The organism is Aeromonas sp. FDAARGOS 1407 (assembly GCF_019048725.1).
Lineage (GTDB): Bacteria > Pseudomonadota > Gammaproteobacteria > Enterobacterales > Aeromonadaceae > Aeromonas > Aeromonas enteropelogenes.
The window spans coordinates 3,251,231-3,275,680 of the sequence record NZ_CP077399.1 but is presented as its reverse complement, the minus strand read 5'-3'; the positions used below and the strand labels follow the sequence as shown (position 1 = coordinate 3,275,680).

Genomic DNA, 24,450 nt, shown 5'->3' with positions numbered 1-24,450 from the left:
TAGTTTGTTGGCATATATAGAGGTTCTTATCGACACATCTCTGTTCTCGGCCCCCCTTCCAAATCAACAACACGGCGGATGATGGATGATAACCAGTGGCGAGTTTCAATGAATAGGACCAGTGCATCACCTATCGATGAATTTGGGCCATTGATATGAAATAACGAACACGGAAATGGCTCGACAGGAACATCATCTAGCCCTTAAAGTTTCGACTCTTCGCTACATACGGCCGTCACGCATACAGAGCAAACTGTGCCGCACGTTCAGCCTCTGCCGACAAGGCAATCTATTTTCGCCGCTAATCAACTCACCTCTGCTCTCCCCTCACAACACCCCTGTGGCCATTCAAGTCTTGTCCTATGATTTCCTTCCCCTTGCCTTAGCACCATCGTGAAAAGCCTGGAAATTAGGAGTCCCCTCTTGTCGCCAAGTAAAAGCAATCTGACAACCAAGTCCATTAAAAGCAGTCTGCGCTTTTGAGAGGGTCAAGGCATCGACTGCTCTCAAGCTGTGGACAAGAAAAAGGGCCCGCAGGCCCTTTTATAAAATTACGTTGCTGTTCAACCAAACAAATGATTGCTGATAATGAACAGACCACCGGAGAGCAACATAGTCAGCGGTAGGGTCAGCACCCAGGCCATCAGGATGGTCTTGATGGTCTGGCTCTGCAGGCCGGACTTGTTCGCCACCATGGTGCCCGCAACCGCAGAAGAAAGGATATGCGTAGTGGATACCGGCATGCCGGTCAAGCTGGCGACCCCGATGGAGCTGGCTGCGGTGATCTGGGCCGCAATGCCCTGGCTGTAAGTCATACCGGAGGAACCAATCTTCTCTCCCACGGTGTGAACGATGCGGCGCCAGCCCACCATGGTGCCGCACCCCAGCGCCAACGCGATGGAGACGATGACCCAGGTCGGTGCGTATTCGGCGGTCGCGGTCAGATCCTTGCGCCACTTGGCCAGATCGGTCAGCTCCTTGGCCGGCAGCGGCAGTGTGGAGACCTTGCGAGCAGTATCGTCGATACAAAGCAGCAGACGGCGCACTTCACGACGATCACTCGGGCTCAGTTGATCGTAAGTACGCACGGCGTCAAGTCGGGTATCCAGCGTCGCCATCGCCTGCAAGGCACTGTCGGCAGAGCAGTGAGTCAACAGCTCTTCCTTGCTGGCTGCCGGCGCCGAGAAGTTGATCACCTCACTCAGCGCCGCCTGATTGCGCTGATAGATCTCCATGATGCGATGATTGGCATCCTGGGTGCGATCCAGGTCATAGGCGCGGCTGTTCATGTCCAGTGCGAAGTAGGCCGGCGCCATGCAGATGAGCACCAGCATCACCAGACCGATCCCTTTCTGACCATCGTTGGAGCCATGTACAAAGCTCACCCCCATGGCCGACGCAACCAGAGTGAGACGAGCCCAGAATGGCGGGTGCTTTTTGCCATCCACCAGCTGACGCTCTTCCGGCGTTTTATGGATCTTGTTGCTGGTCCAGATACGCTTCATCGCCAGTAGCAACAGGGCCGCGACAATAAAACCGATGGTAGGAGAGATGATGAGGGAGAGCATGATGTCGATGGCCTTTCCCACGTTGATCCCCTGGGTCACCGGTTTATGGCTGATCCAGGCATAGGCACCGCCAACCCCAAGAATGGAGCCAATCAAGGTGTGGGAGCTGGATGCCGGGATCCCGAAGAACCAGGTGCCCAGGTTCCACACGATGGCGGAAAACAGCAAGGAAAACACCATGATCAATCCCTGGGTGGAATCCATCCCGAGCAGCAGATCGATGGGCAGCAAGTGAACGATGGCGTAAGCCACCCCCAGGCCACCAAACATGACACCAAAGAAGTTGAAGATCCCGGAGGCCACAACCGCCAGATGAGCGGGCATTGCCTTGGTATAGATCACCGTTGCTACCGCATTGGCGGTATCGTGAAAGCCGTTGATGAATTCATAGGCCAGCACAAAAAAAACGGCCAATACCAAACCGATTGACCACCACAAACCCAAACCACTGAACATTTCAAACATAAAAAAAAGCCTGTTTATGAGTTGCGGCGGATTATGCCAGATGGCGGCCAACGCCATAGCCACCCGTGAAATATTTCAGCCATAAAAAAAAAGAGCATTTTTCATCAGTACAGCTTAGGTACAGGTTCCATGCGGCCTGTCGAGGATTAATTAAATCAACCAATCATTGCTTAAAACGCGTTATTTCATGTGCTTTCTAATTAAAAAAACTCTGTTTTTACTATTTATAAATCCCCAAACGACCTAATCAAGGTCATAAAACGCACAGCAAAACATCTTTTGTCGCTGGCCGTGTCCCCTTTGATGACCCCTCATTCCCATGGTTGCCGACATGGATACAAAAAAGGAGCACTGAGTGCTCCTTTTCATGTTATCTGCAGCCACCTCAATCCTGGTTGATACGGCTCGCAACGGCGCCTTGCTGGCTCTTGTACTTGGCATTTTCCCGCTTGTTGTAGGGACGCGCCGCGGTCCCCGAGAGCATCTCGAAGTTCAGCGCGCCGATCTTCATCTTGGGACGCAGCGCCAGCGGCAGCTTGCCGCCGTTGTAGAACTCCAGCACGATGCGGCCGGACCAGCCCGGATCGATACGGTGTGCGGTAACGTGCACCATGAGGCCAAGGCGCGCCAGCGAAGAGCGACCATCCAGCCAGCCGACGATATCCGCAGGCAGGGTAACGGATTCATAAGTCACAGCCAGTGCCAGCTGGCCCGGGTGCAGATAGAAGGCTTCGCCATCCGGAATGTGGATCTCGTCGCTCATCACCCGATCGATGGCGTCGGCCATTTCACTGCTCGGGCCGCTCAAATCGATATAGGGGGCTGTGTGATCGCGAAATACCCGAAACTCGTTGCCGAGCAGCACATCGACGCTGACGCCACTGATCCGCTCCACACCGGGTCTGGGTTCGATGACGATCTTGCCTTCATCCAGATGACGTTCGATATCGGTATCACAAAGACGCATTGGGCGACTCTCCTGACAAATTATTCATTTAAAAAAGCCGGGCATCACCCGGCTTGTTTCATCTTAACCAATCAACATGTGGCGGATACGCGCCTTGAGCATGTCGATCGCGATACGGTTCTTGCCGCCACGGGGCACGATCACATCGGCATACTGCTTGGAAGGCTCGATAAACTGCAGGAACATGGGGCGCACGGTTTTCTGGTACTGCTTGAGTACGGAATCCATGGTACGGCCGCGCTCCTGCACGTCACGCACCAGACGGCGCAGCAGGCAGATATCCAGCGGGGTATCCATGAAGATGGAGGCATCCATCAAATCGCGCAGACGGCTGTCGGTCAGCAGCAGGATCCCTTCCAGAATGATCACCTTGCGCGGCGCAAAGCGGGTCACTTCACTCATCCGTGTGTGCTCGGAGTAGGAGTATTGCGGGATCTCGACTCCCTCCCCCTTGAGCAGAGAACCCAGGTGCTCTACCAGCAGGCTGTGATCCATGGAGCTGGGATGGTCATAGTTGGTTTTGACCCGCTCTTCCATGGTCAGGTGGGATTGATCCTTGTAGTAGCAATCCTCGGAGATGACACCGATTTCCCCAGCCCCCAGCTCAGCCACCAGCTCTTCATAAATGGTCTGGGCGATAAGACTTTTACCGGACGCAGACGCGCCCGCAATACCGATGATCACACACGAATGTTGAGTATCAGACATGACAAATACCTAAAAGAGAAGAGCTGTGGGGATGATTTAAACCGATCCATTATATGAAAAAGGGTGGGCCATGCCCACCCTCAATTCCTTTTCAAGCTATCGACAGCCGATTAATCACCCAGCGCCCGGGTGTAGAGGGGGGTCGCAATCGGTTTTGCGCTGAAAAAGAGTTCAGCCCCTACCCTGCGGGCCAGCTTCAGATAGGCCTGAGCCAAGGTGCCTTCCGGCGCACCGAACACGGTCGGACAGCCGTCATCCATGTGCTGGCGAATATCGATGTGCAGTGGCATCTGACCAAGCAGCGCCACATGATACTGCTCCGCCATCTTCTGGCCACCGCCGGTACCAAACAGCGGTTCGTGATGACCACAAGCGCTGCAGACGTGGTAGCTCATGTTCTCTATGATGCCGAGCACGGGCACATCGACCTTGTTGAACATGGCCACCCCCTTGCGCGCATCGGCCAGCGCCACATCCTGCGGCGTGGTGACGATCACCGCCCCCGAGGTGGGCACCTGCTGGGCCATGGTAAGCTGGATGTCGCCAGTGCCTGGTGGCATGTCCACTACCAGATAATCCACTTCGCCCCAGCGGGTTTCACCCAGGATCTGCGCCAGCGCCTTGCTTGCCATGGGACCACGCCAGATGGTGGCGTCCTGCTCGGCAACCAGATAGCCGATGCTGTTGCTCTTGAGGCCGCACGCCATGACCGGCTCCATCATCTTGCCGTCATGGCTGACGGGGCGCTCCTTGAGGGTACCCATCATGGTTGGGATGGAGGGGCCATAGATATCCGCATCCAGAATGGCGACCCGCGCCCCCTCCTTTTGCAGTGCCAGCGCCAGGTTGACGGCGGTGGTGGACTTGCCCACTCCCCCCTTGCCGGAGGCGACCACGATGATGTTGCGAATGCCCTGCACCGCCGCCAGACCTTGGGCCCGCGGCATGCTGGCGACGTCTATCTCAAGCTGCCAATCGATGCGGGAGACCCCGGTCGCCGTGCGCAGCCTGGCGTCGAAGTCCTCCTTGAGCTGCTCGAGCAGCGAGAGACCGGCAAAGGGCAGCACCAGCCGAATGGTGAGCCCCTGATCTTCATGGATGATCTCGCGCACGAAGCCGGCATCGACCAGATCCTTGTGCCAGCCGGCAGGCTTAAATTCGGCGAGGATCTGTTTTACTGAATCAATCACCATTAACTCCTCATTATCTCGTCATTATCTTGAGGTGAACGGTTACCGCACACAAATCAGTGGTTTGCCTGCCGCGCTCAACACGGCGTCCACCGGGCGGGGCAGCGCCACAACCCTAGGCAGGCTACCCCCAATTCGGGTAACATGCACGGCACTGTATCATCCCAACAAGCACATCAAGAACGTATTATGGCAACTGATCCTCGTACAATGCTGGTAACCTGCGCCCTTCCCTATGCCAATGGCTCCATTCACCTTGGCCACATGCTGGAACACATCCAGGCCGATATCTGGGTTCGTTATCAGCGAATGCGCGGTCATCAGGTCCACTTCATCTGTGCCGATGATGCCCACGGCACCCCGATCATGCTCAAGGCGCAGCAGATGGGGATCACCCCGGAAGAGATGATTGCGGCGGTTTCCCAGGAGCACCAGGCCGATTTCGCCGGCTTCAACATCAGCTTCGACAACTACCACTCCACCCACAGCGAAGAGAACCGCGAGCTGGCGAGCCTCATCTATACCCGTCTCAAAGAGGCCGGCAAGATCAGCAGCCGCACCATCTCCCAGCTGTTCGATCCGGAAAAGGCCATGTTCCTGCCGGATCGCTTCGTCAAGGGTACCTGCCCCAAGTGCAAGTCTCCGGATCAGTACGGTGACAACTGCGACAGCTGCGGCGCCACCTACAGCCCGACCGAACTGATTGACCCGAAATCCGCCGTCTCCGGCGCGACCCCGATGATGAAGGATTCCGAGCACTTCTTCTTCGACCTGCCCCAGTTCGAAGCCTGGCTGGCCGGCTGGGTACGTGGCTCCGGCGCCATCCAGGAAGAGATGGCCAACAAGATGCAAGAGTGGTTCGAAAGCGGCCTGCAGCAGTGGGACATCACCCGCGACGCCCCCTACTTCGGCTTCGAGATCCCGGGCGCCCCTGGCAAATACTTCTACGTTTGGCTGGATGCCCCCATCGGCTATATGGCGTCATTCAAGAATCTTTGCAACAAGCGTGGCGACATCGATTTTGACAGCTACTGGAAAGCGGATTCCGACGCCGAGCTCTACCACTTCATCGGCAAGGACATCGCCTACTTCCACTGCCTGTTCTGGCCATCCATGCTGGAAGGGGCGGGTTTCCGCAAGCCGACCAAGGTCAACGTACACGGCTATGTGACCGTCAACGGCGCCAAGATGTCCAAGTCCAAGGGTACCTTCATCAAGGCTTCCACCTACCTCAGCCACCTGGATCCGGAGTGCCTGCGCTACTACTACGCCGCCAAGCTCAACAGCCGCATCGACGATCTGGACTTGAACCTTGAAGACTTCGTGCAGCGCGTCAACGCCGACGTGGTCAATAAGCTGGTCAACCTCGCCTCCCGTAACGCCGGCTTTATCGCCAAGCGCTTCGGCGGCAAACTAGCCGCCACCTGCGCCGAGCCCGAACTCTATGCCGAGTTCGCCAACGCCCGCGCCGCCATCAGTGAAGCCTACGAGAGCCGCGAATTCAGCCGCGCCATCCGCGAGATCATGGCCCTGGCCGACAAGGCCAACCGCTATGTGGACGACAAGGCCCCCTGGGTCATCGCCAAGCAGGAAGGGGCAGATGCCGAGCTGCAAGCGGTCTGCTCCGTCGGTATCAACCTGTTCCGCGTGCTGATGGCTTACTTGAAGCCCGTCATGCCGCAGCTGGCCGAGCGCGCCGAGGCTTTCCTGGGTGAGACCCTGACCTGGGATGGCATCGCCGCCCCGCTGGTCGACCACACCGTCGCCCCGTTCAAGGCGCTGTTCTCCCGCATCGAGCCGGCCAAGATTGAAGCCATGATCGAAGCCTCCAAGGAGGATCTGGCCAAGGAGCAGGCGCCGAAAGTGACCGGCCCGCTGGTTGATGACCCCATCAGCGAGACCATCACCTATGACGACTTCGCCAAGGTGGACCTGCGCGTGGCGCTGATCAAGAAGGCCGAAGCGGTGCCGGAAGCAGACAAGCTGCTGAAACTGCAGCTCGACATCGGCGGCGAAACCCGCCAGGTGTTCGCCGGCATCAAGTCCGCCTACAACCCCGAAGATCTGGAAGGCAAGCTGACCGTGATGGTGGCCAACCTGGCCCCGCGCAAGATGCGCTTTGGCATGTCCGAAGGCATGGTGCTGGCTGCCGGCCCCGGCGGCAAGGATCTCTGGATCCTGGAGCCCCAGGAAGGCGCCCAGCCCGGCATGCGCGTCAAGTAAGCGCAATTTCACATCCCATTCAAAGAGAGGCCCCTGGCCTCTCTTTTTTCATGCCCGCGCCGCTGCGCCAAGGGCTAACAAGAAGACTTGCCCTCCTCCCTCTCGTATGGTTGTCGCCATCGTGCAATTTGCCTAGACTGGCGGTTCTCGTCGGGTCGCCGATCCGTCATTCATCACGGCAAGGAGTAAGCATGATCACCTTATATGGAACCCCTGTCAGCCGGGCACTGCGTGTCTCCTGGTTGCTGGAAGAGCTGGGTATCGAGTGGCAGTTCCAGTTTCTCGACTTTGCCAAGGGGGAAAACCGCAGCGACTGGTTTTTGACCCTCAACCCGAGTGGCAAGATGCCGGTGATCAAGGATGGGGAGTTCATTTTGACCGAATCTGCCGCCATCATGCAATACCTGGCCGAGGTATACGGGCCAGAGTGGCTGCCAGAGAGAGGGACGCAGGCCTCGGCGCTGCACGCCCAGTGGGTCAGTTTTATCACCTGCGAGCTGGAACAGCCGCTCTGGACCATCGGCAAACACCGCTTCGCCCTGCCCGAAGCCCAGCGCCTGGCGGCCATCTTCCCCACCGCCAAGTGGGAGTTTGACAAGGCGGCTGCCATTGCCGAATCCTGGGTGCCCGAGAGCGGATACCTGCTGGGGGAGCAGATCACCATCGCGGATCTGCTGCTGGCCCATACCCTGATGTGGGCGACCCGCTTCGAGCAGAGCATACCGCCAAAACTCGCAACCTATCGGGATCGCCTGGCCAAACGCCCGGCCCTGCAGGCGGTGCTCGCCAAGACCCAGGCCATCGCCGACGCCGCGCAGGCCAAATAATGCAAACAAAAGCGGGAGCCCACGGCGCTCCCGCTTCCTTTCGTCGATCTCAATTGGTATGAAAGCCCTGTCCCTTGGGCGGCGGCGCCTCTTCATACTCCATCCGGGTCACCCTGGCGGTACGCGGGCCATGCTCCAGCCAGCCCAGCATCATCTGTACCCCCTGCGTCGGACCGCAGATCAGGATCTCCACCGAGCCATCTTCCAGGTTGTAGGCATGCCCTCGCAGGCCCAGTTGCAAGGCGCGCTCGCGAGTGAAATAGCGAAACCCGACGCCCTGAACCTGTCCCCACACCCGAATGACAAACGATTGCTCTCCCATTTCTCACACCTTCTGCTTAAGGAATTGGCTGCCAAGACGATAATGTGCGCGACACTCTCTCTTCTGCAGGATGCAGCTCCATTATGAAAGAAGTTAAATTCCGTTGGGTTGACCGCTATCTCATTCACCTGACCATTGGTGAAAAATTCTACGTCTCGTTTTGGCTCCCACTGCTGATCATCGCCTTTCTCAGCTGGTACATGCTGGCCAGCAGTCATGAGCAGGAGATCCAGCTCAGGGTTCAGCAACTGCAGGAACGGGTCGAAACGGTGGCCCAGCTGGTAAGCCAGCAACCCGGCCTCGCCCTGCCCGCCAATCTGCGTCTGGAGGCGCAAGGCAGCACCGGCCTGCAGCAACAGGGGGAGCACTACCGGTTCAGCACCGCAGCGGGCCAGGCGGGCTACATCACCGGCCATCTCGATGTCAGCAACCTATCCATGTGGGATGATCAGGGCTCAACTCTGATCCTCATCGCCATCCTCGCAGTCCTGATGGCCCTGGTCATCCACTATATGATGACCTTTGTTTCCGGCGCCCTCTACTCCACCAACAAGGCGTTGCAGACCGTCGCCGACGGGGACCTCACCTTTCGTCTCAACTTCTTCCCGGTGCGGGACGAATTCTCGGTGCTGGCGGGCAGCATAGACCGCTTCACCGACCGTCAGCACAAGATAGTCAAACTGGTGGAGGAGTCCGCCGAGGCACTCACTCTGGCCGCCGACGAGTTTCGCGAGCACGCCGGCGAAGGGGAAGCCATGGCCCGTGCCCAACGCCTGCACATGGATTCCCTCGCCACCGCCATGGAACAGATGTCCGCTGCCATCCGGGAAGTGGCTCGCAACGCCAACGACACCCTGCAACAAACTCGCCAGTCCAGCGAAGAGGCGGCCAACGGTGCCGAGCGGGTGGCCCGTACCATAGAGGCTATTCGCACCCTGGCCGACGAGATTGGCAACGCCTCCGGCGCGGTGGAGCGGCTGACTCACAACGCCAATCGCATCAACGAAGTGGTCAACGTCATCAACGCCATCTCCCAGCAGACCAACCTGCTGGCGCTCAATGCCGCCATCGAGGCCGCCCGCGCCGGCGAGCAGGGGCGCGGTTTTGCGGTAGTCGCCGACGAGGTGCGCACCCTCGCCAGCCGCACTCAGCAGGCGACTGTGGAGATCCAGCAGATGATTGAAGAGCTGCAGGCCGGCACCGGGGCGCTGAACGACATCATGGAGAAGACCGTCGGTCGCGCCGCCAGCAGCCAGCAGCTGATCAGCGAAGTGGGGCTGGATATCGAAAAATTGAGCAACCACAGCGATGCGGTGCTGGAGATGAGCACCCAGATCGCCACCTCCAGCGAGGAGCAGAGCTCGGTGGCCGCCGAGATCACCCACAACCTGGATCAGGTACGCCACGAGGCGGCGCAGGTGGAGGAGTCCGCCAGCGCCTCGGTGGCCGGCACCCAGGGACTGAAAGCCACCGCCAGCGAACTGACCCAGGCCCTCAAGGGGATCAAGATCTAATCGCGCATTTCGCCAGATCAGGCCGAAGGGCGTAAATGCGCCGGGTCGTTTGAGTTTTACCTGCGGGCCACATAGAATGTGGCCCCTTTTCTTTCTACCATCGGCAACTACCCATGAGCGCTTCCATCTATCTCGTCAAAGGCCGCGAAAAATCCCTGCTGCGTCGCCACCCCTGGATCTTCTCCAAGGGGATCGAGCGGGTTCAGGGCAACCCCATCGACGGCGACACCGTCGAGATCTACTCAAACGATGGCAAGTGGCTCGCCCGTGGCGCCTGGTCCGGCAGCTCCCAGATCCGCGCCCGGGTCTGGACCTTCGACAAGGACGAGATCATCGATCTCGACTTCTTTATCCGCCGCCTCTCCTATGCCCAGGAGTCCCGCGATCCACTGATCAAGCGCCAGGGTCTCACCGGCTATCGCCTGTGCGCCGCCGAGTCCGACGGCCTGCCGGGTCTGACCATCGATCGTTACGCCGATTTTCTGGTGTGCCAGATCCTCTCCGCCGGTGCCGAGTTCCAGCGTGACCTCATCACCCAGGCCCTGCGCACCCTCTACCCAGAGTGCAGCATCTATGAGCGCTCCGATGTGGCGGTACGCAAGAAGGAAGGTCTGAAAGAGCGCACCGGCGTGATTTACGGCGAGACTCCGAACGAACCCGTGATGATCGAGGAGAACGGCGGCGTCAAGATCCTGGTGGACATCCGCAACGGCCACAAGACCGGCTTCTATCTGGATCAGCGTGATAACCGTCAGGCAGCCGCCAAGTACACCGAAGGCAAGCGGGTGCTCAACTGCTTCTGCTACACCGGCGGCTTTGGCGTCTATGCCCTCAAGGGCGGCGCCAAGGAGGTGGTCAACGTCGATCTCTCCCAGAACGCACTGGACATCGCCCGCCAGAACGCCGAGCTGAACGGCCTGGACACCAGCAATACCCGGTTCGTGCGTCACGACGTGTTCAAGCTGCTGCGCGAATACCGCGAGAAAGGCGAGAAGTTCGACGTCATCGTGCTGGATCCCCCCAAGTTTGCCGAGAGCAAGGCCCAGCTGCTGGGTGCCTGCCGCGGCTACAAGGACATCAACATGTTGGCGTTCCAGCTGCTGGCGCCGGGCGGCGTGCTGTTGACCTACTCCTGCTCCGGCCTGATGGAGCAGAGCCTGTTCCAGAAGATCGTCGCCGATGCGGCCCTCGATGCCGGTCGCGATGCCCAGATCCTGGAGCTGCTCTCCCAGGCCTCCGATCACCCCATCGGTACCGCCTATCCGGAAGGTTTCTACCTCAAGGGGCTGGTGGTGCGCGCCCGCTGATCGGCAAGCACCCTCTCTTTTTGATCAATCAGGCCCCATTGCGGGCCTGATTTTTTTGCCGCGCCCTTGTCGTTTGTGTCGTACCCGCCCCCTCTCCTTTCACCTTCTCGGCCCGCTTGGTCCCTGTCATCCTTTACTGCGTGTTTTTGCACAATAAGTGCACATTTATGACTTTAATCACACTCGTATGACTCTCTTTTTCGTAACGTAAGCCAGCCTGAGGCGATCCTGCGTCCGGGAGCTGCCCCATCAGGACTGAGGGGTCGGTACAACAACAAAAATCGATGTCAGGCCAAGCTGAACATCACAAGGGATAACGTCATGAATCAATCATTGCCGCTGTTAACGCCGCTGCGGGGCATCGCTGCCCTGATGGTGGTGCTGTTCCACGCCCGTCTGTTGCTCTTTCCCCAGTGGATGGAGTCGATAGCTGGGGTCACCCAACTCATCGAGAATGGCTATCTCTGGGTCGATCTCTTCTTTATCCTGAGCGGACTGGTGCTGGCCCATGTCTACGGTGAGGCCTTCACCGCCCCCCGCCGCACCGTCAGCTATGGCCGCTTTCTCTGGCTGCGACTGACCCGGGTCTACCCCCTCTATGTTGTGACCCTGGTGCTGCTGGTAGGCTGGGAGCTTTACAAAGCGCAGCACGGAGTGGGCTTCTACGGCGGCCCCCTGTTCAAGATGTGGGAGTGGGAAGGAATGCCTCCGTTTGGTTCCCCCTTTACCCCAGCCGAGGCGCTGCCAAGTGCACTCTTGCTGCTGCAGGTAGTGACGGATCAGGGGCTGACCTGGAACTTCGCCGCCTGGTCCCTGAGCGTGGAGTGGATAAGCTATCTGTTGTTCCCGCTGCTCATTCCGCTCGCGGTCACCCGCAGCCGCTGGAGTCACCTCTCCCCCTTGCTTGCCCTGACGGTGCTGGCCTTTATCGTGCATAGCCGGGGGACGCTGGATGTCACCAGCGGGGCACTGGCGGTCGGTCGTGGAGTGAGTGAATTCGTGCTCGGCCTCTGGTTGCTGCCCAGGGTCAAGGCAGCGCGGAGTTTGCCCATGATGCAACGGGATCTGCCACTGCTTATCGCCTTCCTGCTGCCCTTCGTGCTGCTGCAGTTCACCATGACGCCGCAACTGACCCTGCTGCTGATCTGCGCCTACGTGCTGCTTATCTGGATTGCCGCCTCTCAAGGGAAGCGCCAAAGCCCGCTGCTACGCCTGCTCGACAACCGCTTCACCAACTGGCTGGGGGATCTCTCCTACTCCATCTATCTGCTCCATGCCTTGGTGTTGCTGACCGGTTGTGAGCTGATCCACTACCTGGCGCCAGAATTGACCGAGTGGTGGTATGCCCAGACCAATCCACTGCTGGGAGTGGTGGCGATCCTGTTGATGCTGGCGGTGTTGATCGCGCTCTCGGCGGTGAGCTATCACCTCTTTGAGCGGCCGCTGCAGCGGCGCCTGCGCCGCGTTGGTCAGGCGCGCCAACCGGCATTGGAACAGGCAGGATGATGGCCTGCTCCAAAAGAGCCAGGCCAGTTAGTTCAGCTCATCCAGACTGTTCATGACCCAGGCACTGGGGTGCTGGCCAAACCCGAGGCGGGGGTAGTAATCCACTGCCTGGGGAGCGGCCAGCAGGATCAGCTTGCAGCCCGGTTGCAGCTGCAGGAAGGTCTCGCGGATCAATGCCTTGCCAATCCCCAGCCCCTGCACCGCCTCGGCCACCGCCAGATCAGAGAGATAGCAACAGTAACAGAAATCGGTCACCGAGCGGGCCACCCCTACCAGTTCCTCCCCCTGCCAGGCGGTTACCAGCAAACCGGCGTTATCCAGCATGCCCTGAATGGTCGACAAATTCTCCGTGGGGCGCCTGGCCCCCAATGTGGTCTTCGCCAGCAACTGGACGAAGGCTTCTGGCGTGATGGGATGGTTGACTCGCAGTGTCGTGTTCACCTGAACTCCTTGTAATGTGCCGTTTATGACCCATTTCTCCCGATAACGGGGCCAATTGTCCAGCAATTGGTCGTTTTGGCCATGAATTCCTGTTCGAACCTGCGGGGCCGATTGTGGCATAATACCCCGTCCTGTGGCCCTTGACGGGGCTACGCTGGCGCATCTGGTCGCCCCCTTTCCCCGTCCGGCTTGGCAGCCCTGCGTGACTGCCTGCGGCGCCGCCTTTGATGGCAGCCAAGGCCACCCGTTTTTTGCGGTTCATTCCGCCCGTTTATCAAGGCGCCCCACCGGAGCGCCTGCACAAGCAAGGGGGTAAGTATGTCTTCCATTCGTCTGACCCAATACAGCCATGGCGCTGGCTGTGGCTGCAAAATCTCTCCCAAGGTGCTCGATACCATTCTCAAGAGCCAGATCCCGGGGTTCAACGATCCGACCCTTATCGTCGGCAACAGCAGCAAGGATGACGCGGCCGTGGTCGATATCGGCAACGGTCAGGGCATTGTTTCCACCACCGACTTCTTCATGCCCATCGTCGATGATCCCTTCACCTTTGGCCGCATCGCCGCGACCAACGCCATCAGCGACATCTACGCCATGGGCGGCAAGCCCATCGTCGCCATCGCCATCCTCGGCTGGCCCATCAACACCCTGCCCGCCGAAGTGGCCCAACAGGTGATCGACGGCGGTCGTCAGGTGTGTCACGAGGCAGGGATTTCACTGGCCGGCGGCCACAGCATCGATGCCCCCGAACCCATCTTCGGCCTGGCGGTGACCGGTATCGTGCCACTCGATGCCATCAAGCAGAACGACACCGCCAAGGTGGGTGACACCCTCTATCTGACCAAGCCCCTTGGCATCGGCATTCTCACCACCGCCCAGAAGAAGAGCAAGCTCAAGCCCGAGCACGAGCAACTGGCCCCCAACGCCATGTGCACCCTCAACAAGATCGGCCAGCAATTCGCCGCGCTGCCGGGGGTCCACGCCATGACTGACGTGACCGGTTTTGGTCTGGCCGGTCATCTGCTGGAGATGTGCGAAGGCTCAGGGGTCAGCGCCCGCCTCGACTTCAAGGCGCTGCCGCTGCTGGACGAAGTAGATTACTACCTGAGTGAGGGTTGCGTGCCGGGCGGTACCCTGCGCAACCACGACTCTTACGGCCACAAGCTCGATGCCATGGACGATCGCACCCGCAACATCCTGTGCGATCCGCAGACCAGTGGCGGCCTGCTGGTAGCCGTGGGCAAGGAGAGCGAAGAAGCCCTGCTCGCCATCGCCCGTGACGCTGGCCTCTCCCTCTCGCCCATCGGCGAGATCAAGGCTCTGGAAGGCAACCGCTTTATCGAGGTTATCCAATGAGCGGATTGCCGCTGATCACCGACTACGCCCGGGTCTTTCTGGACGACATCCCCCTGATTGACCTGCGCGCCCCTATCGAGTTCAAGGAGGGGGCTTTCCCCTGTGCCACCAACCTGCCCTTGATGACGGACGATGAGCGTGCCCAGGTGGGGACCTGTTACAAGAAGCAGGGTCAGGCCGCCGCCATCGAGCTTGGTCACAAGCTGGTGGGGGGAACGGTGCGTGCCGAGCGCATCGAAGGCTGGCTGGCGCAGTTGCGCCAGCAGCCGGATGCCCTGCTCTACTGCTTTCGCGGCGGCCTGCGCTCGCAAACCGTACAACAGTGGCTCCATGATGCAGGGGTTACCCGTCCCCGCATCGCCGGAGGCTACAAGGAGCTGCGCCGCTTCCTGATCGACACCCAGGACAAGGCCTCTGCCGAGTGTCACTGGAGCGTGCTGACCGGCATGACCGGCTCCGGCAAGACCCATATGCTGGATCAGGTGACCCAGGCGGTGGATCTGGAGGGCCATGCCCACCACAGGGGGTCGTCGTTTGGCCAACTGCCGGGGGGCCAGCCCAGCAACATCAACTTTGAAAACAACCTGGCCATCGAGCTGCTCAAGCGTCGTCACCACGGCGAGCAAGCGTTCGTGGTGGAAGACGAGAGCCGCCTTATCGGTCGCTGCTGCCTGCCGCTCTCCCTCTATGAGACCATGTGCCAGGCACCGCTGGTGGTGGTGGATGTGCCGCAACACGAACGCGCCGAGCAGATCCGCGAGGATTATGTGCACGATCTCTGGCTGCGTTATCAGGCCATGTATGGCAATGAAGAGGGCTGGCCCCTGTTTGCCGCCTACCTGACCGACGCCCTGGCCCGCCTCAAGCGCCGCCTGGGGGATCAGGCCCACCGCGAGCTGGATCAGCTGATGCAAACGGCCCTTGAAGAGCAAAGCCGCAGCGGTGATACCTCGCTGCATCTGGCCTGGATCACCCTGCTGCTGACCCGCTACTACGACCCCATGTATCTCTACCAGCTTGGCAACAAGCAGGAGCGCATCGTGTTTCGGGGCGACAAGCAGGCCTGTCTCGACTATTTTGCCGAGCAGCACGCCAGGCAGGCGATCTGATCCGGCCCTTATCAGCAAGCGCTGCAAGAGGAATTCCCATGTTGAAATTCGAGGTGATCCCGGTCACCCAGTTCGCCCAGAACTGCTCCCTCATCTGGTGTGACGAGACCCATGAGGCGGCCCTTGTCGATCCGGGCGGTGAAGCGGACAAACTGCTGGCCGCCATCGCCAAGCGGGGGTTGACCCTGACTCACATCCTGCTGACCCACGGTCATCTGGATCACGTGGGCGCCGCCGCAGAGTTGCGGGAGAGAACCGGCGTCACCATCACCGGCCCCCACCAGGAAGATGCCTTCTGGCTCGACATGCTGCCCCAGCAGAGCCAGATGTTCGGCTTCGCCCATACCCCCGCCTTCGCTCCCGACCGCTGGCTCGAACAGGGTGACAAGGTGCAGGTGGGCAAGTGCGCGCTGGACGTCTACTTCTGCCCCGGCCACACTCCGGGCCATATCGTGCTGCTCAGCCAATCCGAGCGGCTCGCCTGGGTCGGTGACGTGCTCTTTGCCGGCAGCATTGGTCGTACTGACTTTCCGCGCGGGGATCACGCTACCTTGATCAAGTCGATCACCGAGACCCTGCTGCCGCTGGGCGACGAGATCGTCTTCATTCCGGGTCACGGCCCCAGCTCCACCTTCGGCCGCGAGAAGGTGAGCAACCCCTACCTGACCCAGCCTATCTGGTAATAAAAAGGCAGCGGCATGGGCCGCTGCCTCTCTTCCCTTTCTCTTCTGCCTTATCCACTGTCAATTACAGCCAACTGGCGCCTTTTCCGGCACTGCACTGCTCTTTGCCCACTGCCGCCAAGAGAGGCCGCTATCCGGGCGGGTCAACCACGAGCTCAACTCGACCTTCAAGAGCAGAAAACAAAAATCCCCACCCGGGGGTGAGGATTTTTCAGGCCGCCAAGCGTTGGCTTACTGCTCCAGCAGATGACCTACCAGCTCATGACGCCACCCTTGCAGCAGCATGGGCTTGTCGGCGCGGGTCCGCTCTTCGTCGCTCATCCGCCAGCTCCAGGTGAAATACTGGTGGATGATCTTCTTGCTGGCGATCAGCTCGGGCGGAATATTGCTAACCTTGGCCTTCTCGTCCACCAGGGCCTTGATGCGCTTGAGCTCGGCCTTGTATTTGGGGAAGTCCACCAGACGGCGAATGGGCTCGGGCCAGCTGTCGGGATCGCTCTGCTGGGCCTTGGCGACGATATCCAACATCCGCTTGCCGTGGATCTTGATCTCGATGGGCGAGAGGCCCAGCTCGTTGAGATCGCGAAGGGACGCGGGCCGACGCTCCGCCACCTTGAACAGGTGCAGCTCTTTGACCACGAAGTTGAGGGCGAGATCCCGGCGGACCGCTTCCTGCTGGCGCCAGGCGGCCAGCTCGCGCAGGATCGCCAGCTCGCGGCGACCCAGTTGCCAGGCGTTGACGATCTCGAGATAGGCCTGACGGGGATCGTTGCCCTGGGTCTTGCGGGCGGAGTGGTTCTGGCACTCCTGCTCGAACCAGGGGAATTTGCCACTTTCACGCAGCTTGCTCATCACCTTGTCGTAGAGGGGCATCAGGTAGAAGACATCGGCCGCCGCGTATTCGAGCTGACGCGGTGTAAGCGGGCGAGCCAGCCAGTCGGTGCGGGCCTGATCCTTCTCAAGGGCCACGCCGAGGAATTCATTGACCAGGGCACCAAAGCCCACCGAGACGCCATAGCCCAGAAAGGCGGCCGCCAGCTGGGTATCGTGCATCTGGTTCGGCAAATGACCGGCCTCGTGCTGGATAAGTTCGAGATCCTCGCCAGAGGCATGCAGGATGGCGATCTGCCCTTCCCGACCAAGCCGTCGCCAGAGCGGGGCGAGATCCAGGGTGAGCGGATCGAGCAGCGCCAGCTGTTTGCCGTCGTAAATTTGAAACAGGCCCAGTTGAGGGTAATAGGTGCGGGTGCGAACGAATTCAGTATCGATGGCCAGGGGAACGTCGGCCAGAGAAGCGAGATACTGCTCCAGTTCGGCTTGCTGTGAAATGAATTGATAGTGCATCTTTGCCTGCAAGTTTTCAGGGCCAAAAGAAAAAACCGTGGGATGTCCCACGGTTTTGCATCACTGCGCTGCCTGGCCAAAGGGCCTGGCGACGCCGGTTAATGCTTGGCAATCTCTTCGTCGCGCAGGACGCGGCGCAGGATCTTGCCCACATTGGTCTTGGGAAGTTCGTCGCGAAATTCTACCAGTTTCGGCACCTTATAGGCAGTCAGATGTTTGCGGCAGTGGGCAATAATCTCGTCTTCCTGCAGTTTTGCATCTTTCCTGACCACGAAGATCTTCACCAGCTCGCCGGAGACCTTGTGCGGCACGCCGACGGCCGCCACTTCCAGCACTTTCGGGTGCAACGCCACCACGTCTTCAATTTCATTCGGGTAGACGTTGAAACCGGAGACCAGGATCATGTCCTTCTTGCGATCGACGATCTTGAAGAAGCCCTGCTCGTCGCACACGGCGATGTCGCCGGTACAGAGCCAGCCATCCTGCATCACCTCGGCGGTGGCCTCGGGACGCTGCCAATAACCGACCATCACCTGCGGACCGCGTACTTGCATCTCGCCCGGCGTGCCAAATTCGGTGATCACCTGACCGTTGTCATCTACCAGACGGATATCGGTGGAGCAGACCGGCAGACCGATGGAGCCGTTGTAATCGCTCAGATCATACGGGCAAACGCTCACCAGCGGCGAACACTCGGTCAGGCCATAACCTTCCAGCAGCGGAGTGTCGGTCAGCGTCTTCCACTTCTCGGCCACCGCCCGCTGTACCGCCATGCCGCCGCCGATGGTCAGCTTGAGCTTGGTAAAATCCATGCCCTGGAACTCGTCGTTGTTGACCAGCGCATTGAACAGGGTGTTCACCCCGGTGATGCAGGTGAAGGGGTACTTCTTGATCTCTTTGACAAAGCCCGGGATGTCGCGCGGGTTGCTGATCAGCAGGTTGTAACCACCAAGGCGCATGAACAGCAGGCAGTTCACGGTGAGCGCGAAGACGTGGTAGAGCGGCAGCGCGGTGACCACGAACTCCTTGCCCCGCTCCAGCATGGGGCCGTAAACGCCGAGGCACTGCTCGACGTTGGCAATCATGTTGCGGTGGGTCAGCATGGCCCCCTTGGAGAGGCCGGTGGTGCCGCCGGTGTACTGCAGGAAGGCAAGATCGTCGTTGCTGATCTCGGGTTTGATGTACTGCAGGTAACGCCCCTTGGAGAGGGCCTGGCGCATGGTGCTGGCGTGGGGCAGATTGTATTTGGGCACCAGCTTCTTGACGTATTTCACCACGAAGTTGACCAAGGTCCCCTTGGCCAGCCCCAGGTTGTCCCCCATCCGGGTCAGGATGACGTGCTTGATCGGGGTGTCATAGACCACTTTTTCCAGAGTATGGGCGAAGTTGGAGACGATGACGATGGCCTTGGCGCCCGAGTCATTGAGCTGGTGCTCCAGCTCCCGCGGGGTGTAGAGCGGGTTGACGTTGACCACTATCATGCCGGCACGCAGGATGCCGAACACGGCGATGGGGTACTGCAGCAGGTTCGGCATCATCACCGCCACCCGATCGCCACGGCTCAGCTTGAGCTCGTTTTGCAGATAGGCGGCAAAGGCGCGGGACTGCTCTTCCAGTCGGCGGTAGGTAATGGTCTGCCCCATGTTGACGAAGGCGGGCTGGTCGGCGAACTGGTTTACCGACTCTTCAAACATATCGACCAGGGAGCTGTATTGGTCTGGATTGATCTCGGCCGGAACCCCTTCCGGATAACGCTTCAGCCAGACTTTTTCCACGAACTTCTCCTGCATAACTAGCACCTGTGCGCTCACTGTGTTGCCTCCGTCCCTGTTCACTGCAATTTCAATCAGCTGTTTTAAGCTCATACTCTAACGCCGCCCATATTTACATAGGGCAACATCAATTAACAGCACATTAACAATGAAAAAGTGTGAGGGGGAAAACAAACCTGAAATTATTGAAAGCCGCTGATTCTACCGAATTTTGCAGAAATTTTCGATACAAACAGCGGTCTTGGCACAATTTTCCATATGAAAATGATGATTTCCCGCCACCAGAATCCTCTCTATCTCTCTGAACGCATCCTGGCGCGACTGCCATTGTGCCTGCAGGCTGGCAAAGCCCTGCCCTCCCTGAATGAAAAGCACGGGCGCGCGGATTGCCCCCATCAGCGCCCTGGCCTGCCCCTCGCTCATGCGAAGGGGTGAGAGATCCCGCAATCTGGGGTCGCTGCGCCAGTACCAGCGGCCATCTTGCTCAACCAGCTGGCGCTCGCAGATAAGGCGCGCCGCGGCCGAAGAGATATCCGCCACCTTGCAGCGGGCGGCCACCGCATCGTCGATGGACGCAAAACCCTGGGAGGCACGCTCGCGGGTACGGCTGCGGTTGACAATGGCGCGTTTGAGCTGGGCTGGCACCTCTTCATCAGGCTGACTCAGCGGCCCCAATCCCTCCAGCATGATGAGGCGCGTCACCTGTTCGGGAAACACCCCGGCATAGGCCGAGGCGATCAGCGCCCCGAGGGAGTGACCAAGCAAGGTGAACCTGGTCCAGCCAGCAGCCTGGGTGATCTGGTAGAGATCGTCCAGCCAATCGACGAAGACATAGGGGGTCTGCTTGTGATCCGAGTGACCATGCCCCGGCAGATCGACGCAGATCAGGTGAAAAGCATCAAGATGAGGGGCGAGAGGCAGAAAGCTGGCACTGTTGTCGAGCCAGCCATGCAGGGCCACCAGCAGCGGCTTGCTCTGCTGGCCATTGTCGAGCAGGGCCACCCGGCGACCGTCTGCCAAGGTGAGAAAACGCTCCTGCAGGCTGTCAATCATGTTCACCTCTAGCGGCGCAGCGGCCGTCTCGGCCAGAAGGGATCATAGAAGGGGTCGTAGAAGTAAGGGTCCATATAGCGGATCTCCACCTCCTTGACCGGCGGCCACAGCTTGCTGCCCGTCACCTTGAGCACCGGGAAGCGATACTTGTGTTCGCCAATCTGGCCGTCCACCGGCTTGTCCGTGATCCCCAGCACCGTCAGACTGCGCCCCTTGGCGTAGAGAGTCGGATCGACAAAGCCCTTCATGACTGCCAAAAAACGCCCCGGACTCTGCTCGGTCTGCTCCGGTACTCCGTTGGATTTGAGCGGCAGATAGACCACCTCGATAACGCTCTGATCCGCCTTGTTGTGCACCGCGGCAATCACCCCGCTCCAGCGGGCAGGCTTGCCCTCCAGTGCCAGCGCGGGCTGATAGGCCACCAGCTGGTTTTCAGGCTCATAGGCCAGCTCTTTGGGCACAGAGCTGCAGGCTCCGAGCAGCAACACGGCCGCCCCCATCACCATCGCACGCTTGAACATGTCACTCTCCTTTTCAGATCGTCAGTTCCCGCGCCGACCAGTGTCAACTGCACCGGCCGACAGGGGATGTTCATCGATTGGTAGCAAGGGTGGCGCCACGGCCATTGCCTACCCTGCCCTTACTCGCGACCCGGCAGCTTCTTCCAGGTCACCTTGTCGCGCAAGTAAACCGGGGTCGCCTTCTCCACAGCCACCGCCTCGCCGGCCAGCCAGGCGGTGCGTGCCAGGGGCAGCATGTCTTCTGCTGCCGGGAAGCGCACCTTGCTCCCCATCCGCTCGTCGGCAAGCCCTGCGAGGGTGTCACCATAGGTTTCAAAGCCGGTGCCGACGCAGGTAACGCGGCCTGCCAGCTTGCCACGACTTGCCACCAGGGCGGCGGGATCGCTCACCACTTCCTCACCTACCAACTGCATGCGACTATCGCGCCATTCATAGTGACCGAAGTAAACCTCGTTCATCCGCGCATCGATGGCGGTCAGCACATGCTCGGCCCCGTCCAGACGATGAGCCCCCTGCGCCATGGCCGCCAGGGTGGAGATGCCGATAAGCGGCACACCGGCGCCAAAGGCCAGCCCCTGGGCGACCCCGATGCCGATCCGCACACCGGTAAAGGAGCCCGGGCCACGGCCGAAAGCGATGGCATCCAGCTCGCTCAAACTTATCCCTGCTTCCTCCAACAGAGCCTGAACCATGGGCAAAATCTTGCGGGTGTGATCCCGCGGCGCCTCTTCCCAACGGGAAAACACCTTGTCGCCCACCAGCAAGGCGGCAGAGCAGGCTTCGGTGGCGGTATCAACGGCCAGGATCTTCAACTCGTTCATGCGTTCCAATCTCGATTACATTCAGTCAATGTCATTACCGACCGGCAAACAGTGCCGATCTGTTGTTCAAACAGGTTCAATCACGCTAACAGGGCCCGCAGACCCGACGCGCTGCCAGCAAGCGCCCAAGGGATATACCCCGAGCGCGAGGCCTCAGCCCAACTCAGCACAACGAGTTCGTCTCGGCTGCGTCATGCCTTGGCGCCAAAGAAATCCCCCAGCATGGCCAACTCCCGAGTACGGGGAATGGCGGGCAGACTCTTGATAAAAGTGGCGCCGTAGGGCTTGTTGACCATGCGCGGATCACAGATCACCAGTACCCCATGATCACTGCGATCACGAATAAGCCGCCCCACCCCCTGTTTCAGGGCAATCACCGCCTTGGGCAGCTGGAGTTCGGCAAAGGGATCGCCCCCCTTGAGCTTGCAATCATCGACCCGTGCCTTGAGCAGCGGATCATCGGGGCTGGCAAACGGCAGCTTGTCGATGATAACACAGGAGAGCGCAGCCCCTCGCACGTCGATCCCCTCCCAAAAGCTGCTGGTAGCCACCAGCACGGCGCGGCCATTTTCCACGAACTCCTTGAGCAGCCGCTGCTTGTTGTCCTCCCCCTGCAACAGCACGGTGCGGCCGATCTCCCGGCGCAGCACCTCGGCCACCTGACGCATCACCTGATGACTGGTGCAAAGAAAGAAACAGCCCCCCGGGGTCTTGTTGATAAGGGGGATCATCAGGTTGGCCAACTGTTCGCCCCGACCAAAGGCGTTGGGCTCGGGCAGATAGCGGGGCACGCACAGGCGCGCCTGCTCACCGTAATCGAACGGGCTGTCCAGAATCAGCTCGGCGCTGCCGGCCAGGCCCAGCTCGGCCACGAAGTGATCGAAGCGCTGATCAACCGTCAGGGTGGCGGAGGTGAACACCCAGGCCACTTCGGGCCTTTGCACCTCGGCCCCGAAACGCTCGGCCACCGAAAGCGGGGTCAGGTTGAGGGAAAAATGCAGCCGCGAGCAGTCATACCAGTAGGAAAAACCGGTCTGGTTCACCGCCAGCACCTCGCCAAGGCGAGTGCGCAGCTCGCAGATCCGCTCGAAGGCGTGATCCAGCTGCTCGCCCCGCCCAAGCGCCAGTTTCAGCACCTCGTAACAGAGCCCGATAGCATCGTTGAGGCGAGCCAGCGCCTGTCCCCAGAGGGGCTGGCGCAGCATGTCGCGGGTATTGCCGCGCCCGCCATCTACCCCGAAGGCGAGGCGCAAGTCCTGGCTGGCGATGGCGAGCCGATCCGCCGCCTTGCCAAGCTGGGCCATGTCGTGGGCTTCGGCCCGATAGGCGAGCTGGATATCCTGCGCCAGATCCTGGATGGTGCGGCTGCCCACCGACTTGCCGAAGTAGTTGGTGGCGATCTCGGGCAACTGGTGCGCCTCGTCAAACACATAGACTTGCGCTTGGGGCACCAGCTCGCCAAATCCCGTGTCTTTCACCGCCAGATCGGCGAAGAAGAGGTGATGGTTGATCACCACCACCTGGGCGTCCATGGCACGGCGCCGGGCGATGACCAGGTGGCAATCGTCGTAATAGGGGCAGTCACGCCCCAGGCAGTTGTCGTTGGTGCTGGTGACGTGGGCGAGGATCTCGGCGTTTTCCTGCAGTCCCGGAATATCCCCCACATCGCCGTTGTCGGTGGCGGTGGACCAGGACTTCACCTTGACCAGATCATTGAGGATCTCGGGCTTTTGCAGATGGGATTCGCTCAAGAGCCGGTTCATCCGCTCGATGCACAGATAATTGCTGCGCCCCTTAAGGAGAGCCACCGGCGGAGTGTATGAGAGCGCCTCAGTGATAGTGGGGAGGTCTCGATAGAAGAGCTGCTCCTGCAGGTTCTTGGAGCCCGTACTGATCACCACCCGCTTGCCGGATTCCAGCGCCGGCACCAGATAGGCGTAGGTTTTACCGGTGCCTGTCCCCGCCTCCACCAGCAGACGGCCACCACTCTTGATGGCACGGGCCACCGCCTCGGCCATCTCCAGTTGCGGAGCGCGGGCTTTGAAACCGTCGATATGGCTGGCCAGAGGGCCGTCTGGCTTGAACAGGGTCTGGATGGTCAAAAGGGAGTCCCGCAGCAAAAGGGGGCATTATGCCAAAAGCGCGGCGAAAGCGGGACTGATTCTGCGCTCAGACGAAGAGATCGATCTGATGCTCGGGATCGGGCTTGTGATCGTCCTCCTCCGGCATTGGCTGATCACTCTTGGCCGAGGGGTACGGCTGCTGGCGCTGCTGGGAGTCGCTGTTATCAGTGCCGGTCTTGCGCAACTGATGCTTTTGGCTGATCTGGGTCACTTCCCGCTTGATCTCTTCGCTGCCAGGCGTGGCGGGCGCCCGGGGCAAGATGGGGAACAAGAGGTCCTGGCTGGGCATGATGTCGACTCCTGCTAGGGGTTATTGTCTAGTTATCGACCAGAAAACCGTTTTCTCAATTTTAATCGATCAAATCACAATTTCGGGTTGCTTTTTCTGTCAAGGCAGGTAGTTTAAATCAGGCGTCAATTACGACATCTTATTTGTAAAGGATTGATTACATGCAGTTCACCACCCTGAAGACTCATCACCACCATCATCATCCCGAATAGTCTTTCAGGAGGTTGACTGCTGGAAGACACTTAACTGGTGACTTCCAAAAGGACCGCAAGATTCATAAACCCTCGGAAGCACCCACTTCCGAGGGTTTTTTCGTTTTTGACTAGAAGGAAATCGAGCAA

Annotated in this window: 21 protein-coding genes and 1 other annotated feature; of the genes, 8 read left to right on the top strand and 13 right to left on the bottom strand. The window is 59.7% G+C overall.

From position 1 onward, the window contains the following. Window positions 1-563: 563 nt before the first annotated feature. The 4 genes from I6L37_RS15505 to apbC form a co-directional block, all read right to left on the bottom strand. Entirely contained in the window at window positions 564-2,033 is a 1,470-nt protein-coding gene (locus tag I6L37_RS15505; RefSeq protein ID WP_216992314.1) for an inorganic phosphate transporter, read from the bottom strand. Window positions 2,034-2,418: 385 nt separating this feature from the next. Next, window positions 2,419-3,000, bottom strand: coding sequence for a dCTP deaminase (gene dcd / locus I6L37_RS15500; protein WP_041207718.1), 582 nt, complete (start codon window positions 2,998-3,000; stop codon window positions 2,419-2,421). A 63-nt stretch (window positions 3,001-3,063) separates the two neighbouring features. Then, a complete protein-coding gene (gene udk, locus I6L37_RS15495) occupies window positions 3,064-3,708 on the bottom strand; it encodes a uridine kinase (protein ID WP_026457952.1) in 645 nt (214 codons plus the stop codon). Between the two features lie 110 nt (window positions 3,709-3,818). Next, window positions 3,819-4,901 (bottom strand): iron-sulfur cluster carrier protein ApbC, encoded by a 1,083-nt coding sequence (gene apbC / locus I6L37_RS15490; RefSeq protein WP_042026256.1) that lies wholly within the window; start codon window positions 4,899-4,901, stop codon window positions 3,819-3,821. A gap of 186 nt (window positions 4,902-5,087) precedes the next feature. Between apbC and metG the strand changes: the two genes are divergently transcribed. Beyond that, window positions 5,088-7,121: a methionine--tRNA ligase gene (gene metG / locus I6L37_RS15485; protein ID WP_216992313.1), complete on the top strand. Its 2,034-nt coding sequence runs from the start codon at window positions 5,088-5,090 to the stop codon at window positions 7,119-7,121. A 191-nt stretch (window positions 7,122-7,312) separates the two neighbouring features. After that, on the top strand, window positions 7,313-7,948 hold the full coding sequence (locus I6L37_RS15480) for a glutathione S-transferase family protein (protein WP_216992312.1): 636 nt from the start codon (window positions 7,313-7,315) through the stop codon (window positions 7,946-7,948). 49 nt (window positions 7,949-7,997) lie between these two features. On the opposite strand, the gene yccX is transcribed toward I6L37_RS15480, so the two are convergent. Further along, window positions 7,998-8,270: an acylphosphatase gene (gene yccX, locus I6L37_RS15475; protein WP_026457925.1), complete on the bottom strand. Its 273-nt coding sequence runs from the start codon at window positions 8,268-8,270 to the stop codon at window positions 7,998-8,000. An 83-nt stretch (window positions 8,271-8,353) separates the two neighbouring features. On the opposite strand from yccX, the gene I6L37_RS15470 reads away from it, so the two are divergent. From I6L37_RS15470 to I6L37_RS15460, 3 genes are all read left to right on the top strand, one after another. After that, window positions 8,354-9,784: a methyl-accepting chemotaxis protein gene (locus tag I6L37_RS15470; RefSeq protein ID WP_216992311.1), complete on the top strand. Its 1,431-nt coding sequence runs from the start codon at window positions 8,354-8,356 to the stop codon at window positions 9,782-9,784. A 113-nt stretch (window positions 9,785-9,897) separates the two neighbouring features. Then, on the top strand, window positions 9,898-11,091 hold the full coding sequence (locus tag I6L37_RS15465) for a class I SAM-dependent methyltransferase (protein WP_026457448.1): 1,194 nt from the start codon (window positions 9,898-9,900) through the stop codon (window positions 11,089-11,091). 321 nt (window positions 11,092-11,412) lie between these two features. Beyond that, window positions 11,413-12,597 (top strand): acyltransferase, encoded by a 1,185-nt coding sequence (locus I6L37_RS15460; protein ID WP_061477572.1) that lies wholly within the window; start codon window positions 11,413-11,415, stop codon window positions 12,595-12,597. A gap of 27 nt (window positions 12,598-12,624) precedes the next feature. On the opposite strand, the gene I6L37_RS15455 is transcribed toward I6L37_RS15460, so the two are convergent. Further along, window positions 12,625-13,038, bottom strand: a complete 414-nt coding sequence (locus I6L37_RS15455) for a GNAT family N-acetyltransferase (RefSeq protein ID WP_026457447.1) — start codon at window positions 13,036-13,038, stop codon at window positions 12,625-12,627. A 318-nt stretch (window positions 13,039-13,356) separates the two neighbouring features. Here I6L37_RS15455 and selD point away from each other — a divergent pair, with 318 nt between their 5' ends. From selD to I6L37_RS15440, 3 genes are read left to right on the top strand one after another with little or no spacing between them, the layout of a single operon-like run. Then, complete coding sequence (gene selD, locus I6L37_RS15450) at window positions 13,357-14,394, top strand: selenide, water dikinase SelD (protein WP_042026265.1); 1,038 nt, start codon at window positions 13,357-13,359, stop codon at window positions 14,392-14,394. Further along, window positions 14,391-15,503 carry a tRNA 2-selenouridine(34) synthase MnmH gene (gene mnmH, locus I6L37_RS15445; RefSeq protein WP_216992310.1) on the top strand — a complete coding sequence of 371 codons (1,113 nt, stop codon included), beginning with the start codon at window positions 14,391-14,393 and terminating at the stop codon, window positions 15,501-15,503. Before selD ends, mnmH begins: the two co-directional genes overlap by 4 nt. A gap of 38 nt (window positions 15,504-15,541) precedes the next feature. After that, on the top strand, window positions 15,542-16,186 hold the full coding sequence (locus I6L37_RS15440; protein ID WP_216992309.1) for an MBL fold metallo-hydrolase: 645 nt from the start codon (window positions 15,542-15,544) through the stop codon (window positions 16,184-16,186). A gap of 231 nt (window positions 16,187-16,417) precedes the next feature. Here I6L37_RS15440 and rnd read toward each other — a convergent pair whose 3' ends face one another. The 7 genes from rnd to I6L37_RS15405 form a co-directional block, all read right to left on the bottom strand. After that, window positions 16,418-17,530 (bottom strand): ribonuclease D, encoded by a 1,113-nt coding sequence (gene rnd / locus I6L37_RS15435; RefSeq protein WP_216992308.1) that lies wholly within the window; start codon window positions 17,528-17,530, stop codon window positions 16,418-16,420. A gap of 98 nt (window positions 17,531-17,628) precedes the next feature. Beyond that, window positions 17,629-19,305 carry a long-chain-fatty-acid--CoA ligase FadD gene (gene fadD / locus I6L37_RS15430; RefSeq protein WP_367948800.1) on the bottom strand — a complete coding sequence of 559 codons (1,677 nt, stop codon included), beginning with the start codon at window positions 19,303-19,305 and terminating at the stop codon, window positions 17,629-17,631. Between the two features lie 198 nt (window positions 19,306-19,503). Then, window positions 19,504-20,355 carry an alpha/beta fold hydrolase gene (locus tag I6L37_RS15425; RefSeq protein ID WP_026458054.1) on the bottom strand — a complete coding sequence of 284 codons (852 nt, stop codon included), beginning with the start codon at window positions 20,353-20,355 and terminating at the stop codon, window positions 19,504-19,506. 8 nt (window positions 20,356-20,363) lie between these two features. Continuing rightward, window positions 20,364-20,876: a Slp family lipoprotein gene (locus I6L37_RS15420; protein ID WP_216992306.1), complete on the bottom strand. Its 513-nt coding sequence runs from the start codon at window positions 20,874-20,876 to the stop codon at window positions 20,364-20,366. A gap of 119 nt (window positions 20,877-20,995) precedes the next feature. After that, the gene (tsaB, locus tag I6L37_RS15415; protein WP_216992305.1) at window positions 20,996-21,697 is read right to left on the bottom strand and encodes a tRNA (adenosine(37)-N6)-threonylcarbamoyltransferase complex dimerization subunit type 1 TsaB; all 702 of its coding nucleotides are present in this window, start codon (window positions 21,695-21,697) and stop codon (window positions 20,996-20,998) included. Between the two features lie 191 nt (window positions 21,698-21,888). After that, entirely contained in the window at window positions 21,889-23,799 is a 1,911-nt protein-coding gene (locus I6L37_RS15410) for an ATP-dependent DNA helicase (RefSeq protein ID WP_061477577.1), read from the bottom strand. A gap of 67 nt (window positions 23,800-23,866) precedes the next feature. Beyond that, on the bottom strand, window positions 23,867-24,109 hold the full coding sequence (locus I6L37_RS15405) for a hypothetical protein (protein WP_026458538.1): 243 nt from the start codon (window positions 24,107-24,109) through the stop codon (window positions 23,867-23,869). A 187-nt stretch (window positions 24,110-24,296) separates the two neighbouring features. Then, window positions 24,297-24,421, top strand: a sequence feature (His leader region). Window positions 24,422-24,450: the final 29 nt, after the last annotated feature.

Excerpts from the sequence above, each read along its gene's own strand:
- metG (WP_216992313.1), top strand. The coding sequence starts at position 5,088 with ATGGCAACTGATCCTCGTACAATGCTGGTAACCTGCGCCCTTCCCTAT.
- udk (WP_026457952.1), bottom strand. The coding sequence starts at position 3,708 with ATGTCTGATACTCAACATTCGTGTGTGATCATCGGTATTGCGGGCGCG.
- mnmH (WP_216992310.1), top strand. The coding sequence starts at position 14,391 with ATGAGCGGATTGCCGCTGATCACCGACTACGCCCGGGTCTTTCTGGAC.
- apbC (WP_042026256.1), bottom strand. The coding sequence starts at position 4,901 with ATGGTGATTGATTCAGTAAAACAGATCCTCGCCGAATTTAAGCCTGCC.
- I6L37_RS15470 (WP_216992311.1), top strand. The coding sequence starts at position 8,354 with ATGAAAGAAGTTAAATTCCGTTGGGTTGACCGCTATCTCATTCACCTG.
- dcd (WP_041207718.1), bottom strand. The coding sequence starts at position 3,000 with ATGCGTCTTTGTGATACCGATATCGAACGTCATCTGGATGAAGGCAAG.
- yccX (WP_026457925.1), bottom strand. The coding sequence starts at position 8,270 with ATGGGAGAGCAATCGTTTGTCATTCGGGTGTGGGGACAGGTTCAGGGC.
- I6L37_RS15440 (WP_216992309.1), top strand. The coding sequence starts at position 15,542 with ATGTTGAAATTCGAGGTGATCCCGGTCACCCAGTTCGCCCAGAACTGC.
- I6L37_RS15460 (WP_061477572.1), top strand. The coding sequence starts at position 11,413 with ATGAATCAATCATTGCCGCTGTTAACGCCGCTGCGGGGCATCGCTGCC.
- I6L37_RS15480 (WP_216992312.1), top strand. The coding sequence starts at position 7,313 with ATGATCACCTTATATGGAACCCCTGTCAGCCGGGCACTGCGTGTCTCC.
- I6L37_RS15420 (WP_216992306.1), bottom strand. The coding sequence starts at position 20,876 with ATGTTCAAGCGTGCGATGGTGATGGGGGCGGCCGTGTTGCTGCTCGGA.
- I6L37_RS15425 (WP_026458054.1), bottom strand. The coding sequence starts at position 20,355 with ATGATTGACAGCCTGCAGGAGCGTTTTCTCACCTTGGCAGACGGTCGC.
- tsaB (WP_216992305.1), bottom strand. The coding sequence starts at position 21,697 with ATGAACGAGTTGAAGATCCTGGCCGTTGATACCGCCACCGAAGCCTGC.
- I6L37_RS15465 (WP_026457448.1), top strand. The coding sequence starts at position 9,898 with ATGAGCGCTTCCATCTATCTCGTCAAAGGCCGCGAAAAATCCCTGCTG.
- rnd (WP_216992308.1), bottom strand. The coding sequence starts at position 17,530 with ATGCACTATCAATTCATTTCACAGCAAGCCGAACTGGAGCAGTATCTC.
- I6L37_RS15405 (WP_026458538.1), bottom strand. The coding sequence starts at position 24,109 with ATGCCCAGCCAGGACCTCTTGTTCCCCATCTTGCCCCGGGCGCCCGCC.
- I6L37_RS15505 (WP_216992314.1), bottom strand. The coding sequence starts at position 2,033 with ATGTTTGAAATGTTCAGTGGTTTGGGTTTGTGGTGGTCAATCGGTTTG.
- selD (WP_042026265.1), top strand. The coding sequence starts at position 13,357 with ATGTCTTCCATTCGTCTGACCCAATACAGCCATGGCGCTGGCTGTGGC.